Below are 18113 nucleotides of genomic sequence, written 5' to 3' on the forward strand. Positions count from 1 at the left end.
GGGCGGCCAGCGCTCAGGCGGCGCGCGGCTGGATCGATCCCGGCAGGATATGGCCGCCGAACTCGCGCAGCAAGCCTTGCACGAACGGATCTCCCTCGATGGTGACCTCGGCCTCGCGCTGGCGCTCGGCGCGGGCCTGGGCATCCGCCGCCGCCGCGGTATCGGCCACCGCGCCGATCTCGCATTGGACCCGCACCTCGGTGCCGAGCTGTTCCGACAGCGTCTGCTGCAGGCGCTCGACCACGCCGGCCTCGGTGATCGGCGCCACCGGCGCGCGCAGGTGGAAGGTACGGCCCACCACCTGCACCAGCTCGCTCTGGCAAGCCAGTTGCTGCGCCAGGCCTTTCAGCGGCAAGCTGGCGGCCAGCGCCGGCCAGGCACCGGTGAACACCGGCGGCGTGCCGTCTTCGCCGGCCACCGGCGGCTTGGGCGGCGTCAGGCGCACGGGCGCGGCGGGTTCCGCCGGCGCCTGCGCGACGGGCGCGGACTGGGCGGACTGGGCGGACTGCGGGGCCTGCCGGGCCGGCTCGCGGCGCGGTGCGGATTGCCGCGCGGGCATGGGTTCGGGGTCGCTGTCGTAGGGACCGATGACCGGCAGGTCCGGCGGCAGGTCTTCCCACGGCGGCACGTCGCTGCTGCCGGCGAATTCCCACGGCGGGACTTCGTCCGGCGGGTCGTTGTCGGCAGGCCTGGCGGGCGCGGCGGCCGGCGCGCGCCGTTCCGGCGGCGCGGAACGCGCCGCCGCCTGGACTGCCGGGGCCGGCGGTGCGGGCCGCACCGCGGCGGCGGCCGGGCCGGGCGGGCGCAGCGGCTGGGCCGCGGGCGCACGCGCGGCGGGCGCGGCCGGCACGGCAGCGGGCGTCATGCGCGGGCCGCCGCCGCGCGCGGCGGAAGCCTGGCGCGCAGCGGCCAGCGCGGCACGCGCCGGCGACAGCGGCGCCGTGGCGGCGGGCGCCGCGGCAGCCGGAGCCGCCGCCGGCGTTGCCGCAGCAGGCTGGGCGGCGGCCGGCTCCGGCTGGCGCGCGGGAGCGGGCTGGCCGGCAGCGGGAGCCTGCGGCGCGCTCTGCGCCGGGGCCGTGGCGGCAGGCGGACGCAGCGAGTGCACCGGGGCGGCAGCGGGCGCCGACGCCGGCGCCAAGGTCGGCGTCGATGCCGGGGCAACGGCAGCAGCCGTGGCGGCGGCCGCATCGGCGGCCACGCGCCCGGCCGGCGCGGCGGCGCGGGAAGCCGGCCGGGCCTGCTGCCCGCCGCCGCCCTGCGCCGGCGCCGCCGGGCTGGCCGACGGGCGGAAGGCCAGCATGCGCAGCAGCGTCATGGTGAAGCCGGCGTATTCGTCCGGCGCCAGCGCCAGCTCGCCGCGGCCCAGGTTGGCGATCTGGTAGAACAACTGCACTTCCTGCGCGTCGAAGACGCCGGCGAAGCGGCGCACGTCGGCGGCTTCCGGCCATTCTTCCTGCACCGCGGCGGGCACCGCCTGGGCCAGCGCGATCTTGTGCAGCAGCGAGGCGAGATCCTGCAGCGCGCCGGCGAAGGACAGGCTGCGGTCGGCCATGCCGTCGGCCACCGCCAGCATGGCGGCGCCGTCCTCGGCGGCCAGCGCATCCAGCAATTGCACCAGGTAGCTTTGATCGATCGCGCCGAGCATGCCGCGCACGGCGGCCTCGGATACCTGTCCGGCGCTGTAGGCGATGGCCTGGTCGGTCAGCGACAGCGCGTCGCGCATCGAGCCATGCGCGGCCTGGGCCAGCAGGCGCAGCGCGTTGGCCTCGCGCGCGATGCCCTCCTCGCCCAGGATGTGGTCGAGGTGGCTGACGATATGGCCCGGCGGCATCTGCTTGAGGTTGAACTGCAGGCAGCGCGAGAGCACCGTGACCGGGATCTTCTGCGGGTCGGTGGTGGCGAGGATGAACTTGACGTGCGCGGGCGGCTCTTCCAGCGTCTTCAGCATGGCGTTGAAGGCGTGGTTGGTCAGCATGTGCACTTCGTCGATCATGTAGACCTTGAAGCGCCCCGCGGTCGGCGCGTAGACCGCCTTGTCCAGCAAGGACGCCATCTCGTCGACGCCGCGGTTGGAGGCCGCGTCCATCTCGATGTAGTCGACGAAGCGCCCGCTGTCGATCTCGGTGCAGGCCTTGCACACCCCGCACGGCTGCGCGGTGATGTCGCCGTTGCCGTCAGGCCCGATGCAATTGAGCGCCTTGGCCAGGATCCGCGACAGCGTGGTCTTGCCGACGCCGCGCGTGCCGGTGAACAGGTAGGCATGGTGCAGCCGCTGTTGCTCCAGCGCGTGCGTGAGCGCGCGGACCACGTGCTCCTGGCCGACCAGCGTGGTGAAATCCCGGGGGCGCCATTTGCGCGCTAGCACTTGATAACTCATGGCGGCGATTGTAGCAAAAGGCGGCCGCCCTTCAGGGACGATCGGCGGCGAACGGACGCGCGGCGGGCACGCCCGGGCCGGATTCGGCGGCCCCGGGCGCCGCCCGGGGCGATCGGGCTAGCCGCACTCGCCCACGTAGCCGCAGTTGGCGCACTTGGCGCAGCCGTCGACCTTGTGCAGCGCATGGGCGCCGCATTCGGGGCAGGTCTTGCCCGAACCCAGGCCCAGCCCCAGGCCGGCCGCCGCTCCGGCGCCAGCGCCGGCGGGCCGGCCCGCCGCGGCGGCCGGTCCGCCGATGCCGCCGAAGCCGCCGCCGCCCTCCTGCGCGGCCAGGCGCGCGGCAAGCGCCGCCACCGGCACCTGCACGCCATCGGCATCGAGGAAACCGCGCTTGATCAGGATGCGCTGCAGGGCGTAGCCGATCGCCGCCACCTCGGAGTCGTGGAAGCGCGGCGCCTCGCTGCCGTCCTGGCGCGCCAGCGTGCCGTAGCGCACCGTGCCCTTGTCCCACACCACGTTGCGCATGTCGGCCAGCGCCTTGGCGATGGAGCCGCCCGAGCGCGCCACCATCGACAGCAGGCGCATGGTGGAGGTGATCCACTGCTGGCCGTCGTTGCGCTGGCCGGCCGGCATGAAGAATTCCACCGGCCGCTCCACCGCCACCGGCTTGCCGTCCAGCACGCCGGCCACGCGCATGAAGTTGACGGTGAGGTAGACCGTCTTGTGCCCTTCGTAGGTCATGTACTCGACCTTGGACGTCACCCCTTCCAGGTCGCCCACCGGGCGGCTCTCGAACGGCTTGCGCAGCGGGTCGTCGGCCTGCGCCGCCGCCGACGGCGCGGGCAGCGCGGCGGCGTCCGGGGCCACCGACAACACCGCGCCCAGCACGCTGTTGGGGCGGTAGGTCGCGAGCCCCTTGAGGCCGGCGCGCCAGGCTTCCAGGTAGAGGTTGCGGAAGGCCTCGTAGGGATAGTCCTCCGGCACGTTGACGGTCTTGCTGATGCTGGTGTCGATATAGGGCTGCACCGCCTGGAGCATCTTCATGTGGTCGAGCGCGGACATCTGCAGCGCGGTGACGAAGCTGTCCGGCAACCGGGCCATGTCGCCGCCGAGGTGGCGGTAGAGCCGCCAGGCATGGTCGGCCACCTCGAACACCTGGTAGCTGTCGTCCGGCATGCGCTTGCGGCGGTTGTAGGTCCACGAGAAGGCCGGCTCGATGCCGTTCGAGGCATTGTCGGCAAAGGCCAGCGTGATGGTGCCGGTGGGCGCGATCGACAACAGGTGCGAATTGCGGATGCCGTCGCGCGCGATGGCCTCGCGCACCGCCGGCGGCAGCCGCCGCGCGAAGCCGCTGGCCAGGTATTCGCCGGCCTTGAACAGCGGGAAAGCGCCCTTCTCGCGCGCCAGCGCCGCGGAAGCCAGGTAGGCGGTGTCGCGCAGGACTTCGGCGATGCGCGCGGCCAGCGCGCGGCCGGCGTCCGCGTCATAGCGGATGCCCAGCATCACCAGCGCGCTGCCCAGCCCCAGGAACCCCAGGCCGACGCGGCGCTTGGCATGGGCCTCGGCCTGCTGCTCGGGCAGCGGCCAGAAGGTGACGTCGAGCACGTTGTCGAGCATGCGCACCGCCAGCCGCACGACGTCGCCAAAGGCGTCGAAGTCGAAGCGGCTGTCCGCGCCGAAGGGCTGGCGCACGAAGCGGGTCAGGTCGATCGAGCCCAGGTCGCAGCAGCCATACGCGGGCAGCGGCTGCTCGGCGCACGGGTTGGTGGCCTCGATGCGCTCGCAGTAATGGAGGTTGTTGTCGTCGTTGATGCGCGAGAGGAACAGGATGCCGGGCTCGGCGTGGTCATAGGTGGCCTGCATCACCTGGTCCCACAACTGCCGGGCCGGCACGCGGCGGTAGACCCACTGGCCGTCGTCGCGCCGGTAGGCGCCGGCGGCGATGACTTCGGCGGCGGGCTCGGCCTCGTGGATCAGCTCGACCTCGCCGCCGGCCTCGACCGCGCGCATGAAGTCGTCGCTCACGCCGATCGACATATTGAAATTGGTCAGCTCGCCGCGGTCCTTGGCGTGGATGAAGGTCTCGATGTCGGGGTGGTCGCAGCGCAGCACGCCCATCTGCGCGCCGCGGCGCGAGCCGGCCGATTCCACGGTGGCGCAGGACGCGTCGAACACCTTCATGAACGAGACCGGCCCCGAGGCGCGCGAATGCGTGCCGCGCACCAGCGCGCCGGCCGGCCGTATCGCGGAGAAATCGTAGCCCACCCCGCCGCCGCGCCGCATGGTCTCGGCCGCCTGCGCCACTGCGGTGTAGATGCTGGGCTTGCCGTCGCGCGCGTCCGACACCGAGTCGCCCACCGGCTGCACGAAGCAGTTGATCAGCGTGGCCTCGATGCGCGTGCCGGCCGCCGAGGCGATGCGCCCGGCCGGCACGAAGCCCTGCTCCTGCGCCCACAGGAAGCGCTCGGCCCACTGCCCGCGCTCGGCCGGGGCCTCGGCCTCGGCCAGCGCGCGCGCCACGCGCAGGCGCACGTCGGCAATGGTGGCCTCCTCGCCCTTGGCATATTTCTCCCGCAGGACCTCGGTGGAGATGTCTTGCGGCGGCAAGCTGGCGCGGAGCATCTGGTCGTTGGCGTTCATGGTCGGTCTCGTTGGTCTCGCAGGTCCGGCGGGTTCACGGCGGCGATGCCCGCCCGGGCGGCAAGGTTGCATTCCAATATAGTGCGGCTGCCACGCGCTTTACCCGACCAATTTCACGGGAAATCGGCGGACCCGCCCGCACTGGGTTACAATGCGCACCGGACGGGCCTCCTCGCATGGCGGCGCGGTCAACCTGGTCAGGTCGGGAACGAAGCAGCCACAGCCGTTTTCCGCCAGTGCCGAGGGTCAGGCTCGTCCACCTTATTCCTTTTTGCCAGGTTCTTCCTGCCAGGTCCTTCCTGCAGGATCGCAGGATCTGCGCCGCAGAACTTCCCTGCAAATCCACGCCCTTCCCCGGTAGTAACCAAGGCCTTCCCTGCCGCATCCGCGCACCGGTCCGCCCATTGTGCCGCGCGTGGCGGGCCACGAGTCCTGATCCAGGACAAGTCTAGAACAAGGCTCCCTGGCGCGGAACCTGCAGCGCCTGCGCCGCGATCCACTCTCCGTCCGCCGTGGCCACGCCGGCCTCGACGGCCCGCCCCGGGAACATCGGCCTGACCGCCGCCACGTAGCGCGCGAGCTGCTGCGCATAGGCCGCGTGCTCCTGCGGCAGCAGGCGCAGCTTGTAGTCGATGATCACCACGCGCTCGTCGAACTCCACCAGGCGGTCGATGCGCAGCAGGCGGCCGCGCGCGTCGTACAGCTCGACCTCGTTGCGGGCGCTGCGCGCGCCTTGCGGGAACAGCAACGGGCGCAGCGCGGGCGCGTCGAGCATGCGCCGCGCCGCGGCGATGGCGGCTTCGGCCTGGACCCGCCATTGCGCGCGCGCCTGCGCGTTGCCGCCGCCGGCCAGCGGGAACCAGCGCATCACCACTTCGGCATCGGGCAAGGCCTCGAACGCTTCCGGATAGCGCGTGATGCGCTCGACCAGCGCGTGGATCAGTTCGCCGTGGCGCGCCGCCTCGGCGTCGAAGACGATGGCGTGGCCGTCGTCTTCGACGGCATCCCGCTGCGCGTCTTCGTCCTCCCATTCGTAGGCCGGCACCAGCGTGTCCGCCGCCTCGCGATAGCGCTGGCGGAAATCCGCATAGCGCACGCGCGCGTCGTCGCCGGGCCGGCGCCAGCCGTCGTCGCCCGGCGTGGAGGGCGGGAAGGCTTCCACCGGCGTGCCGGTGCCGGCCGACTGCAGGCGCACGTACCAGCTGCCGGCGATCTCGCGGTTGCCTTCGGCGCCCTCGGCGCCGCGCGCCGCGCGCCCTTTCACGCCGCTGACCAGCAACCCCTGGCGCGCGCGCGTCATGGCCACGTAGAGCAGGTTCCAGTTCTCGCGCTCGGCCAGCGCGGCCTCCGCCTCGAACAGCGGCGCGCGCGCCAGCCCGCGCGTGCTGCGCTTGCCGTAGGCGGAGAAATGCACCGGCACCGGCGACGACGGCGGCCAGTCGATCAGGATGCCGCCGTTGTCGGCGGCGGGCTCGCTGTGGTTGGCGTCGAGCAGTACCACGAACGGCGCTTCCAGGCCCTTGGCCGCATGCACGGTGAGAATGTGCACGGCGTCCATGGCGCTGTCCGCCGCCCCGGCGTCGGCATCGCCGGCTTCCGCGGCGTCCGCCATGCCGCCCTCGTCGGGGCTTTCGCCTTCTTCGCCGCGGCGGATTTCCTGCAGCTCGTCGATGAACTTGGGCAGGCTCGGATAGCGGCCGCCGTCGAGATCGAGCGAGAGCTTGAGGAAAGCGTCGAGGTTGGCCAGCACCTGGTCGCGGATCTCGGCCGGCGCGGCCTCGGCATAGCGCCGGCGCACCTCGCCGCCGTGGTAGATGTGGTCGATCAGGTCATGCACCGGCCGGTGCGGCGCCACTTCCAGCCAGTGCCGCAGGCGCGCCACGCCGTCGCGCAGCGCCGCGCTGGCGAACTCGGGCAGGCCCTGCTCGCGCAGGCAGGCCCACCAGCCCGGGCGCGGCTCCTGCGCCTGCACGCGCTGCGCGATGGCGATCAGGTCTTCGTCGGTGGCGCCCACCAGCGGGCTCTTGAGCACGTGGGCCAGGTCCAGGTCGGACTCGGGCGTCATCAGGAACGCGAGCAGCGCCGACAGGTCGAGCGCCTCGAGCGTGGCCAGCAGGCCGCCGCGGCGCGGGCTCAGGCACGGAATGCCGGCCTCGCGGAAGGCGCGCTCGTATTCGGCCAGGTAGGTCTTGCGGCGCACCAGCAGGTGGAAATCGCTCCAGCGCGCCGGGCGCGTGCCGCCGCCGTCGGCCACCGGCACGGTGGCGCGGACATGGCGCAGCCACGCCGCCACGCGCCGGCCTTCCTCCAGGCGCAGCGAATCGCCCTCGTGCTGGCGCGGCTGGGTCAGCGTGTCGCGGTGGGTGGCGGGCGCCGCGCTGGCGGCTTCGTCCGCGGCGTCTCCGGTGTCGCCGGTGTCTTCTGTCTCGTCCCCGGCTTGCGCCTCGGGCTCGACCAGCGGCAGCAGCCAGACCGGGCCGCCGGGCTCTTCGAGCGCGGTGGTCTGCGTTTCAAACAGCGGATAGCGGCCGTCGGCGCGCGCGGCATCGAACACCGCGTTGACCCAGTCGAGCACCTCGGGCCGGTTGCGGCGGGTGCGGTTGGTGCGCAGCACGGTGGCGCCGAAGGCGTCCTGCAGCATGTCGCTGGCGGTCTGGAACAGGCGCGCGTCGGCGCGGCGGAAGCGGTAGATCGACTGCTTGGGGTCGCCCACCAGGAACACCGTGGGCCGCTCGCCGAGGCCCGCGTAGCCGGCCAGCCAGCCTTGCAGGATGCGCCACTGCAGCGGGTTGGTGTCCTGGAATTCGTCGAGCAGCAGGTGGCGGTAGCGCGCATCGAGCCGCACCTGCAGGTAGGTGGCGGTTTCCTCGTCGCGCATCAGCCGCGCGGCCAGCCATTCGAGGTCGGCGAAGTCCATCGCGCGCTGCTCGGACTTGTGGTGCTGGTAACGCGTCAGCAACGCGTCGCCCAGGCGATAGAGCGCGAGGTTGACGGCCAGCACGGCCGCCTCGCAGCGGCGCTGCGCCACCTGCTCCAGCGCCGCGCAGCACGCGCCGTGCCCGGCCACGAACGCCTCGACCGCCGCCTCGCCGCCGAGCGCCTTGGTCAGCGCGGCGGTGGCGCGCAGCGAGCGCGGCTTGCCGGCGGCGGTGAAGAACGCATCGCGCAGGAGCGCGAAGGCGCGCTCGGCCGGCTCGCCGCCCGCCGCCCCGCCCTCGCGCCACGCGCGGATCGCCATGACGGCATCCGCCAGGCGCGTGGCGTGGGCCTGCTCGGTCTTGCCGCCGCGGCCCAGTTGCGCGGCCATGCCCTGGCAGGCGTCGAGCCAGCTGTCGTCGGCCAGCACTTCGAGCAGCACGTCGGTGCGCGCGTCGTCGCCGAGATCGGCGGCCAGCGCCTCGGCGGGATCGGCGCTTTCCTTGAAGGCAAGCCATTCGCTGCGCGCGTGGAACATCGCGTCCAGCAAGGCGCGCGCCTGGAACTCGCCGATGGCGTCCACCAGTAGCTCGAAGGCGGCACGCAGCTCGGCATACGGCGGCGTGGCCAGTGCCTGCCAGAACGGCGCCCAGGCCTCGCGCTTCATGCGCAATGCGTCCTCGCGCAGCGTGGCGCCGGGCACGATGCCCGAGGCCAGCGGCGCGCCGCGCAGCAGCGTGCCGAACCAGCCGTGGAAGGTGTCGATGGCCATGCGGCCCGGCGCGGCCAGCACCTGCGCATGCAGGCCGCGCGCGCGCGGCAGCGCGGCGCGCGCGGCGCCGGGCGAGAGCCCACGCTGGACCAGCGCGGCGATCACCGCGTCGTCATCGTCGCGCGCGAGCTGCGCCAGCACTTCCAGCAAGCGTTCCCGCATTTCCTCGGCGGCCTTGCGCGTGAAGGTGATGGCGAGGATCTCGTGCGGCGCCGCGCCGGCCAGCAGCAGGCGCAGCAGCCGCGCCACCAGCAGCCAGGTCTTGCCGCTGCCGGCGCAGGCTTCCACCACCACCGAGGCGGCGGGATCGCAGGCCGCGCGCGTGAACTCGGCTTCGGCGACCGGCTCGCCGTCGCGCAGATAGGCATGCGCGCTCATGCGCGGCCTCCCACCTGCGGCGGCAGTGCCGTGCTTTCCCAGAAGCCCTTGCGGCACAGCCCGCGCGCGGTGCAATAGACGCACGCGCCGGCGTCGCCGAAGGCCGGCAGCGGCGCGTCCTGGCGCAGGCGCATCACGTCCTCGCGCAACTGGCGCTCCAGCCATGCCACCGCGGCGTCGAAATCGGGCAGGCCGACTTCGCGCTGCGCCGCGGGCGGGCCGTCCCTGGTGCCTTCGAGCGCCACCCAGCTGCCCACGCGCACATCGGCACGCAGCAGGCCATAGAACGGCAGCTGGCAGTCCTCTTCCACGTCGCCCACCTTGCGCTTGAGGCGCAGCACGCTTTGCGTCTTGTAGTCCAGCACGGCGCGGCTGCCGTCGCGCGCGCGGTCGAGCCGGTCGATGCGGCCGTTGACGCGCAGCGGCTGGCCGTCGGGCATGGGCAGGTCGACGGTGGCGTCGATCTCGCCGCCGTCCCAGAACCAGCCCTGCGCCTCGCGCTCGGCCTGCCACGCCACGTAGGACGGCAGCACCTCGCACCAGCGGCGGTAGTAGCCGATGGCGTTGCCGTCCTCGCGCATCAGCGCGCCGAACTCGTGGTCGGAGATCTCGCGCAGCCGCGCCAGGCGCGCGTCGTCGTGGCGCAGCCCCTCTTCGGCGGCGTCGCGGTGATAGCGCAGCAGGATGCGGTGCAGCAGCTCGCCGATGTCGCGTTTTTCGAGATCGTCGCTGACCACTTCCAGCCCGGCCAGGCCGAGCATGCGGCCCGCGAAGAACTGGTAGGGACAGCGGCGCAGCATGTTGTACGCCTGCGCGCTCCAGCGCGCGGGCACCAGCTCCGCGGCGGCGGGAGCCGGCATGCCACCCACCTCGGCGAAGGTTTCGTGCAGCACCGGCAGCGCGCTGGCTTCGATCGGCGCGCCGGCGCGCGAGCACAGCGCGCTGAGCCGCTCGATCCAGCCCGACACGTGCCTGGGCTCGCCGCGCGCGCCCAGGCGCTGCCAGGTCAGCACCACGTCGTCGTTGTTGAGCAGCACTTCGGCCAGGTCGCGCGCCTGCTGGGCGAAGCGGATCTCGCGGTCTTCCAGCGCCAGCTCGCGGCGCATCTGGTTGGAGAAGAACATCAGCTCGGCCGCGCTCGACGGCAGTTGCGCGTCGTCGCAGCCGACCACCACCACGCCGTCGAAGCGGCGCATGCGCGCGCCGTTGAGCGGCAGGATGGTGATGCGCGCCGCGCCGCTGGCCGAGGGCTCCTTGTAGGCGACCGATTCGAGCAGCGCCGAGAGCATCGAGCGGAATTCGGCCAGGTCGAGCGTGGCGGCCGCGCCGGTTTCGTCGTGCGGCAGCTCGGCCAGGCGCGCCAGCGCGTCGAGCAGCTGGCGGCCGGCGTCGTCGGCCGCCAGCGCCGCGCGCATGGCCAGCGCGTCGAGCGTGGCGTCGAGCCGTTCGAGCCAGGTGGACACCGGCTTCTGCGTCCTGCCGCGCGGCCATGCGCCGGCTTCGGCGGCGAGCCGCTGCACCAGCTCGCAGGCGGCCAGCCGCGCGGCCTGGCCAGCGTCCCGGGCGTCCTCGCCGGCGGCATCGTCGGGCCGGGTCTCGCGCCGGGCGTCCGGCGAGAAACGCTGCTGCAGGCGGCGCCAGCCGCCGCTGATGCCATCGCGGCGGATCTGCCGCTCGAGCGCGGCAATGGCGGCGCCGCGCCCGGGGAAGTCCGGCAGGCAGAACGGACTCTTGAGCAGGTCGAGCAGCGCCGCGGTGTCGCCGTCCTGGTTGAGCAGGTCGAACCAGCGCATCAGCGCCGCGGCGGCGCGCGTGGTGGAGAGCTTCCAGCCGGTCTCGTCGCGCACCGGCGCGCCGGCGCGCGCGAGCAAGGCGCGCGCGCGCCGCGCCACCACGCGGTCGTGCGCGACCAGCGCCACGTGGCGCCGGCCTTCGTTGAGCCACTGCACCAGTTGGCTGGCCGCGGCCGCGGCTTCGTCCTCGAAGCGCGCGCTGCCGATCACCCGCACGCGCGGGCGCGCCGCGGGCAGCGCGCGCGGCGGCGCGCGGCGCGCGGCGGAATCGGCGGGCCCGGCGCGCTCGGCGGAATCGGCGGCGCCGGGCAGGCGCGCTTCGGGCCAGAGCGCGAGCAGCGTGTCGTACCAGTCCCCGGCCGGCAGGTCCTCTTCTGCCAGACCCGTCGCGGCGTCGTCGGCCTGCGCGGTCCAGTCGTAGCCGATGCGCATCACCGGCACCAGCTCCGCGGCCTGCCGCAGGAAGGCTTCGTCGATGGGCGTGGGCGGCGTGGGCCCGAGCCAGATGACGGGTCCGCCGGCGTGCATGGCCAGCCGCTGCAGCATGCGGCGGCGCGCCGGCAGCGGATCGTCGGGACCGGACAAGGCTTGCCAGAAGGCCATCACGATGCGCGCTTCCTCGCCGAGGAAGCGCGTGGACAGATGGGCGTAGGTCCGCTCCAGCGCGCCCTGCAGCAGCGCCGCGCGGTCGTCGCCGTCGATCTCGTCGTCGCGGATGGCGTCGTCGTCGAGCCAGCGCGCGCTCAACTCGTCGCTGACGGTAAGCAGCGTCTGCGCCAGGCCCCAGGCGGCGGCCTCGGTCTGCGCGCCGAACGCGCGCCGCAGCCAGTTCTGCGCGCGGATGGCCTGCTGCACGGCGAGCAGGCGCGCCGCGTGGCTACGCACCGGCTGCGTCTCGGGCGGCAGGTCCAGCAGCCAGTGGCCGAGCGTGAGCACCCGCGGCAGCAGGCGCGGCGCGCCGGCCGCGCGCGCGGCGGCGTCGAGCGCCTGGCGCACGCCGGGAATCTGCGCCGCGGTCGGCACCACCACGTGCGCGGCGGCCTGCTGCGCGCCGCAGCGGTCGAGGAAGTACCACGCCGCCGCGGCGGCCTGCGGCAGGAAGTCCGGGCCGGGACGGAATTGCAGCGAGGTCAGTTGCTGCCGCCTTCGAGGCGCGCGCGGATCTCGCGCGCGGTTTCGAGCAGTCCCTGGTAGCCGGAGCGGGCATGCTCGGGCAGGTCGGGATCGCCGATCAGCGCGCCGAGCGTCTCGATCACGCTGAACAGCAGGCCCCTGGCCGCCCCGCCGGCAATGCTGTTCTGCTCGACCGCGCTGTTGATGTGGTCCAGCGCGTCGCTCAGGTGTTCGACGGTAGGCGACTGCTGCGGATCGGGCTTGGAAGAATTCTCGGACGTCATGGTCGATGGCCTTGTGTGGTGCGCGTGATTCTATTCTACGCGCCACCCCGTCCGCGACTTTGTCCCAGGACAGCGAAAAGCCGGACCGCAGGCACTTTTTCGATGTGCCCGATAAAGCTCATGCGGAGTGCCTGGCGCGATTGAGAAAAGCTCTTGCGCCCATTAATACAATCACTCCACGAACCTGGCATTCGCGGGCAGAATGCTCTGCAAGTGCCGCGCCGCCAGCCACGCTTTACGCCGTGTTCGGCAGCGCACCGCCAGCTTGCGGGGGCCGCTATTGAATTCCCTGCAACTGGTAACATATCAGAAACATCCGCCTTTACCGGCCATCCCGTCGCTCGGGACAGCCGGCACCGGGTAAGGCGCCCGCCCACGGGCATGCGCAAACTCGTGTAATGTAGCGGTTCGGCAAATCCCGCCTTCAAAGCCAACAGAGCGAAACCAGAGGTTTTCCGCCATGAGTGAACAAATCAAGTATGTGAGCGACGCCTCGTTCGACGCCGACGTGCTCCAGTCCGACAAGCCGGTCCTGCTCGACTTCTGGGCCGAATGGTGCGGCCCCTGCAAGATGATCGCCCCGATCCTGGACGAAGTGGCCAAGGACTACGGCGACAAGCTGCAGATCGCCAAGATCAACGTCGACGAGAACCAGCAAGTGCCGGCCAAGTTCGGCATCCGCGGTATCCCCACGCTGATCCTGTTCAAGAATGGCGCGGTTGCCGCGCAGAAGGTCGGCGCACTGTCCAAGTCGCAACTGACCGCATTCCTCGACGGCAATCTGTAAGACGATTGCGCGGGGCGCGGCGCCGCCGGGCGCGGCCCCGTTTGTAGCCACAATCCGACGTGCGTGCGCCAGCTCTGGCGCACCGGCCGGATTGTGCTAAGATGGCACCAACAACTTCCCCGAGCGTCCGCTCATTTCTTCCCCCCTCTTTAGGTCCAGCCCGTCCGGGCGCCTCTGTACCCCTCGTCTATGCACCTGACAGAACTCAAATCGCTTCACGTGTCTGCGCTTCTCGAAATGGCCGCGACCCTCGAGATCGACAACGCACAACGGATGCGCAAACAGGAGCTGATGTTTGCCATCCTGAAGAAGCGCGCCAAGCTGGGCGAAACCATCTTTGGCGACGGCACGCTGGAAGTCCTGCCTGACGGATTTGGTTTCCTGCGCTCGCCCGAGACGTCGTACCTGGCGAGCACGGACGACATCTACATCAGCCCTTCGCAGATCCGCCGCTTCAACCTGCATACCGGCGACACCATCGAAGGCGAGGTGCGGACTCCCAAGGACGGCGAGCGCTACTTCGCGCTGGTCAAGGTGGACAAGGTCAACGGCCAGGCGCCCGAAGCGGTGAAGAACCGCATCATGTTCGAGAACCTGACGCCGCTGCACCCGAACCGGCCGCTCACGCTCGAACGCGAGATCCGCGCCGAGGAAAACATCACCGGCCGCATCATCGACATGATCGCGCCGATCGGCCGCGGCCAGCGCGCGCTGCTGGTGGCCTCGCCGAAGTCCGGCAAGACCGTGATGCTGCAGCACATCGCCCACGCGATCGCCAACAACCATCCGGAAGCCGACCTGTTCGTGCTGCTGATCGACGAGCGCCCGGAAGAAGTGACCGAAATGCTGCGCTCGGTGCGCGGCGAAGTGGTGGCGTCGACCTTCGACGAACCCGCCATCCGCCACGTGCAGGTTGCCGAAATGGTGATCGAGAAGGCCAAGCGCCTGGTCGAGCTCAAGCGCGACGTGGTGATCCTGCTTGACTCCATCACGCGCCTGGCGCGCGCCTACAACACGGTGGTGCCGGCCTCGGGCAAGGTGCTGACCGGCGGTGTGGACGCCAACGCCCTGCAGCGCCCGAAGCGCTTCTTCGGCGCCGCGCGCAACCTGGAAGAAGGCGGCTCGCTGACCATCATCGCCACCGCGCTGATCGAAACCGGCAGCCGCATGGACGACGTGATCTACGAAGAGTTCAAGGGTACCGGCAACATGGAAGTGCACCTCGAGCGCCGCCTGGCCGAGAAGCGCGTCTATCCGTCGATCAACCTGAACAAGTCGGGCACGCGCCGCGAGGAACTGCTGATCAAGCCGGAAATCCTGCAGAAGGTGTGGGTGCTGCGCAAGTTCATCTCCGACATGGACGAAGTGCAGGCCATGGAGTTCATCCTCGACAAGATGAAGGCGACCAAGAACAACGCCGAGTTTTTCGATATGATGCGCAGAGGCGGCTGACCGCTGGCCGTACCGCGCGCCGCGGCGCGCGCGTACGCACGGAAGGGCGTGCCACGGCACGCCCTTCTTGCTTTCCGGCTTCCGTCCTGCGGCCCGGCGCGCCCACCCCTATCGGCAGGAGAACCATGTTCGGCAGACTCAGCCACTTCCTGCGGGGCCGCTCGCGCGAACGCAAGCTCGAGCACTACGCCATCCCCGACGCCTTGTGGGAGCACACGGTAGCGACGCTGCCGTTCGTGCAGCGCTATGGCGCCGATGACCTCGCCGCGCTGCGCGAACTCGCCACGCTGTTCATTGCCGAGAAGGAGTTCTCCACCGCGCACGAGCTGCCGCTGGCCGACGAGATGGTGACGAGCGTGGCGGTGCAGGCCTGCGTGCCCATCCTCAGGCTCGGCATCGAGTGGTACCGTGGCTGGCGCGGCATCGTGCTGTATCCGGGAGAGTTCATCATCCGGCGCACCGTGGAGGACGACATCGGCCTCGTGCACGGCGTGGTAGAGGAAGCCAGCGGCGAGGCGTGGGAACACGGCCCGGTGATCCTGTCGTGGCCCGACGTGCAGACCCCGGGCGCGGGTACCGGCGCGCCCCACGCGCACCCCGACGACACCTACAACGTGGTCATCCACGAGTTCGCCCACAAGCTCGACATGCTCGACGGCGAACCCGACGGCGTACCGCCGTTCTCGCGCGTGCTGCACGCCGGCGTGGACCGCGAGCAGTGGGCCGAGACCCTGCTGACCGAATACGACCGCTTCGCCGATGCCTGCGACCGCCAGTCCGACCATGCCTGGGACCATCCCGAGCGGCTGCCGCCGGCGCTGCGCGTGATCGATCCCTACGGCTGCGAGGCGCCGAGCGAGTTCTTCGCGGTGGCGTCGGAGACCTTCTTCGTCGAACCGGCCGGGCTACGCAGGCACTGGCCCGCCCTGTATGGCGTATTGGCCACGTTCTACCGGCAGGACCCGGCTTCGATGTGATCCGCCCGGCCTGTTTGCGGGCGCCCCGTCGGCGCCTGGCCATCCACGCCGGCGTGCTCGCAAATCTTGCCCATGTTTTTGTTTTTCTGCGATAATCCCGGTTTGTCCGTTATCGGCAAGTGGTTCGTTCGCCGCAACACTGCCATCACCCCCGCCAACCCGGTTCCGCCGGGGCCCTGGCAACGGCAGCGCGGCATGCAGCGGACTGGCTACCCAACCTGAAAGGAAGCACCATGAAAGAAGGCATTCACCCGAATTACCGCGAAGTCCTGTTCCACGACGTGTCGAACGACTTCAAGTTCGTGACTCGCTCGACGATCCAGACCAGGGACACGATCGTTCACGAAGGCAAGGAATACCCGCTGGCCAAGATCGAAGTCTCGTCGGAATCGCACCCGTTCTACACCGGCACCCAGAAGATCATGGACACGGCCGGCCGCGTCGAGAAGTTCCGCCAGAAGTTCGGCAGCAAGCTGGGCAAGGCCGCGGCGAAGTAATTCGCTGCGCGAGCCCGCTCGCAGCGCGGCCCCGGACGATGCTCCGGCGCCGTGCACCCAAGCAAAGAGGCAGCATCGGCTGCCTCTTTGCTTTTGCGGTTTCCACGACTTTTGCGGTTTCCACGGCTTTTGCAGCTTTCACGGCATTGGCGGCGCTTGCAGCTTTGCCGTTCTTGCCCGCTGCCGTTTGTTTGCAGTTCCGCTTCCCGCAGTCTTCGCGCGCCGCGCGCCGGCGCCAGACGTAGCCAACCGGAGGCGCCCAGCCCGGCCGCCACCCAGCCCGACCCATCGATGAGCGCAGCCAAGACCTCCCGAGTCCACCTCACCGCAGCCGCCACCGGCACGCTTCCGCGCGCGCTGCTGCTGGCCATCTGCATCATCTACGGCCTGGCCGGCCTGTTCGGCCGCGACCCGTGGAAGAACGAAGACGCGGCGGGCTTCGGCGTGATGTGGCAACTGGCTACCGGGGGCGCCCAGGACTGGCTGATGCCGAACATCGTGGGCCGCCCGTATAGCGACGATGGCCCGCTGGTGTTCTGGGTCGGCGCCGCCATGATCCGCCTGTTCGGCGGCTGGCTGGGCGCGCCCGACGCCTCGCGCCTGGCCACGGCGCTGTTCTATTTCGGCACCTGCGCGCTGATCTGGTACGCCACCTACCTGCTCGGCCGCCGCGCGGAGGTACAGCCCTTCGCCTACGTCTTCGGCGGCCAGCCCAATGCGCGCGACTACGGCCGCACGCTGGCCGACGGCGCGCTGCTGATCTTCCTGGCCTGCGTGGGCCTGGCCATGCGCAGCCACGAAACCACGCCGCAGGTCGGCCAGGTCTGCTTCGTCGCCATGAGCCTGTACGGCCTGGTGCGCAGCCTGGACAAGCCGCTGCAGGGCGGGCTCTGGCTCGGCGCCGGGCTTGGCGCGCTGACCCTGTCAAGCGGGCCGATGCTGCCGGTGGTGCTGCTGGCGGCCATCGTCGTCTGCGGGCTGGCCTGCAAGCCCCTGCCCCTGCCGCGCCTGCTGCTGGCCAGCGTGCCGCTGGCGCTGGCCATGGTTGCCGCGTGGATGGCGGCGGCCTACCTGGGCGCCACCGACCACAACGATGCGGTGACCTTCATCCGCGAATGGTCGCGCGACGACCGCCGCACCTATGGCGCGCCCAACGCGCTGGCGCTCAATTTCATCGCGCGCAACCTGTTGCTGTTTACCTGGCCGGTGTGGCCCATCGCCGGCTGGGCGTGGCTGAGCTGGTCGGGCATGCGCCGCGCCCCGCATGTGGCGCTGCCGCTGGCGCTGCTGGTGCCGCCGCTGCTGCTGCTGTTCCTGCTGCGCCAGCCCGGCGACGTCCAGTTCATCCTGCTGCTGCCGCCGATGGCGGTGCTGGCGGCCTTCGGCCTGCCCACGCTGACGCGCGCCGCCATCAATGGGATCGACTGGTTCGCGCTGCTGTTCTTCACGATCTTCGGCGGCTTCGTCTGGTTCATGTGGATCGCCCACACGACCGGCCAGCCGCCGCGCATCGCCGCCAACATCTATCGGCTGCTGCCGGGCTTCCAGCAGGACTTCACCGTCAGCGCGGTGGTCTACGCGCTGATCGTCACGGCGGCATGGGTGCTGATCGTGCGCTGGCGGCTGTCGCGCGCGCCCAAGCAGATCTGGCGCCCGGTGGTGATCTCGGCCGCCGGCACCACGCTGATGTGGGTGCTGGCCATGACGCTGTGGATGCCGTCGATCAACTACGGCAAGACCTACCGGGACGTGGCCCAGGCCGCGTCGATGGCGCTGCCCGCCACCTACAACTGCGTGCAGCCCATCCGCATGGGCAACGCGCAGCTGGCCTCGTTCGCGTACTTCGGCCATATCCGCTTCGGCGGCCCCACCGATGGCTGCGACATCCTGCTGCGCCACGATTCGGTCGACTACGGCGAGCCGACCAGCATCTCGCATTTCGAATGGCGCCTGATCTGGGAAGGCCGGCGGCCGTCCGACCGCGACGAGCGCTTCCGCATGTACCGCCTGGTCGATATGTCGAAGGTGCCGCCGGCCAAGCCTGCCTTGCCGCAGCGCCGCCTGCCCCGCCACTAGAACGAAAACCGGAACGAACCCAACAGCTATCCGGCAGCGCCGCGGCGCGCC

At 71.1% G+C, this 18113-nt stretch carries 10 protein-coding genes and 1 other RNA gene; 6 read left to right on the forward strand and 5 right to left on the reverse strand.

All coding sequences use genetic code 11. The features are described 5' to 3' along the window. Window positions 1–13: 13 nt before the first annotated feature. Together ACKI2N_RS11970 and ACKI2N_RS11975 are read right to left on the reverse strand one after the other, a co-directional pair. The gene (locus ACKI2N_RS11970; protein WP_426989679.1) at window positions 14–2377 is read right to left on the reverse strand and encodes a DNA polymerase III subunit gamma/tau; all 2364 of its coding nucleotides are present in this window, start codon (window positions 2375–2377) and stop codon (window positions 14–16) included. Window positions 2378–2494: 117 nt separating this feature from the next. Then, on the reverse strand, window positions 2495–5017 hold the full coding sequence (locus ACKI2N_RS11975; protein WP_420998537.1) for an adenosylcobalamin-dependent ribonucleoside-diphosphate reductase: 2523 nt from the start codon (window positions 5015–5017) through the stop codon (window positions 2495–2497). Between the two features lie 161 nt (window positions 5018–5178). Here ACKI2N_RS11975 and ffs point away from each other — a divergent pair. Then, window positions 5179–5277, forward strand: an RNA gene (ffs, locus tag ACKI2N_RS11980) — signal recognition particle sRNA small type. 188 nt (window positions 5278–5465) lie between these two features. Here the strand turns inward: ffs and ACKI2N_RS11985 are convergent. From ACKI2N_RS11985 to ACKI2N_RS11995, 3 genes are read right to left on the reverse strand one after another with little or no spacing between them, the layout of a single operon-like run. Continuing rightward, window positions 5466–9083 (reverse strand): UvrD-helicase domain-containing protein, encoded by a 3618-nt coding sequence (locus ACKI2N_RS11985; protein ID WP_420998538.1) that lies wholly within the window; start codon window positions 9081–9083, stop codon window positions 5466–5468. Beyond that, window positions 9080–12010: a PD-(D/E)XK nuclease family protein gene (locus ACKI2N_RS11990; RefSeq protein ID WP_426990846.1), complete on the reverse strand. Its 2931-nt coding sequence runs from the start codon at window positions 12008–12010 to the stop codon at window positions 9080–9082. The genes ACKI2N_RS11985 and ACKI2N_RS11990 overlap by 4 nt, the downstream gene beginning before the upstream one ends. After that, the gene (locus ACKI2N_RS11995) at window positions 12007–12273 is read right to left on the reverse strand and encodes a hypothetical protein (protein ID WP_420997617.1); all 267 of its coding nucleotides are present in this window, start codon (window positions 12271–12273) and stop codon (window positions 12007–12009) included. Before ACKI2N_RS11995 ends, ACKI2N_RS11990 begins: the two co-directional genes overlap by 4 nt. Window positions 12274–12733: 460 nt before the next feature. Here ACKI2N_RS11995 and trxA point away from each other — a divergent pair, with 460 nt between their 5' ends. The 5 genes from trxA to ACKI2N_RS12020 all read left to right on the forward strand — a co-directional run bounded on the left by trxA (window position 12734) and on the right by ACKI2N_RS12020 (window position 18062). Then, the gene (gene trxA / locus ACKI2N_RS12000; protein ID WP_010814265.1) at window positions 12734–13060 is read left to right on the forward strand and encodes a thioredoxin TrxA; all 327 of its coding nucleotides are present in this window, start codon (window positions 12734–12736) and stop codon (window positions 13058–13060) included. A 189-nt stretch (window positions 13061–13249) separates the two neighbouring features. Then, window positions 13250–14512 (forward strand): transcription termination factor Rho, encoded by a 1263-nt coding sequence (gene rho / locus ACKI2N_RS12005; protein ID WP_029043590.1) that lies wholly within the window; start codon window positions 13250–13252, stop codon window positions 14510–14512. 125 nt (window positions 14513–14637) lie between these two features. Further along, window positions 14638–15489, forward strand: coding sequence for a M90 family metallopeptidase (locus ACKI2N_RS12010; RefSeq protein WP_420997544.1), 852 nt, complete (start codon window positions 14638–14640; stop codon window positions 15487–15489). Between the two features lie 233 nt (window positions 15490–15722). Further along, a complete protein-coding gene (locus tag ACKI2N_RS12015; protein ID WP_420997545.1) occupies window positions 15723–15986 on the forward strand; it encodes a type B 50S ribosomal protein L31 in 264 nt (87 codons plus the stop codon). Between the two features lie 291 nt (window positions 15987–16277). Next, window positions 16278–18062: an ArnT family glycosyltransferase gene (locus ACKI2N_RS12020; protein WP_420997546.1), complete on the forward strand. Its 1785-nt coding sequence runs from the start codon at window positions 16278–16280 to the stop codon at window positions 18060–18062. Window positions 18063–18113: the final 51 nt, after the last annotated feature.

The sequence above is a fragment of the Cupriavidus sp. 30B13 genome (assembly GCF_049059565.2).
Taxonomy (GTDB): domain Bacteria; phylum Pseudomonadota; class Gammaproteobacteria; order Burkholderiales; family Burkholderiaceae; genus Cupriavidus.

Excerpts from the sequence above, each read along its gene's own strand:
- ACKI2N_RS11970 (WP_426989679.1), bottom strand. The coding sequence starts at position 2,377 with ATGAGTTATCAAGTGCTAGCGCGCAAATGGCGCCCCCGGGATTTCACC.
- ACKI2N_RS11975 (WP_420998537.1), bottom strand. The coding sequence starts at position 5,017 with ATGAACGCCAACGACCAGATGCTCCGCGCCAGCTTGCCGCCGCAAGAC.
- ACKI2N_RS11985 (WP_420998538.1), bottom strand. The coding sequence starts at position 9,083 with ATGAGCGCGCATGCCTATCTGCGCGACGGCGAGCCGGTCGCCGAAGCC.
- ACKI2N_RS11995 (WP_420997617.1), bottom strand. The coding sequence starts at position 12,273 with ATGACGTCCGAGAATTCTTCCAAGCCCGATCCGCAGCAGTCGCCTACC.
- trxA (WP_010814265.1), top strand. The coding sequence starts at position 12,734 with ATGAGTGAACAAATCAAGTATGTGAGCGACGCCTCGTTCGACGCCGAC.
- rho (WP_029043590.1), top strand. The coding sequence starts at position 13,250 with ATGCACCTGACAGAACTCAAATCGCTTCACGTGTCTGCGCTTCTCGAA.
- ACKI2N_RS12010 (WP_420997544.1), top strand. The coding sequence starts at position 14,638 with ATGTTCGGCAGACTCAGCCACTTCCTGCGGGGCCGCTCGCGCGAACGC.
- ACKI2N_RS12015 (WP_420997545.1), top strand. The coding sequence starts at position 15,723 with ATGAAAGAAGGCATTCACCCGAATTACCGCGAAGTCCTGTTCCACGAC.
- ACKI2N_RS12020 (WP_420997546.1), top strand. The coding sequence starts at position 16,278 with ATGAGCGCAGCCAAGACCTCCCGAGTCCACCTCACCGCAGCCGCCACC.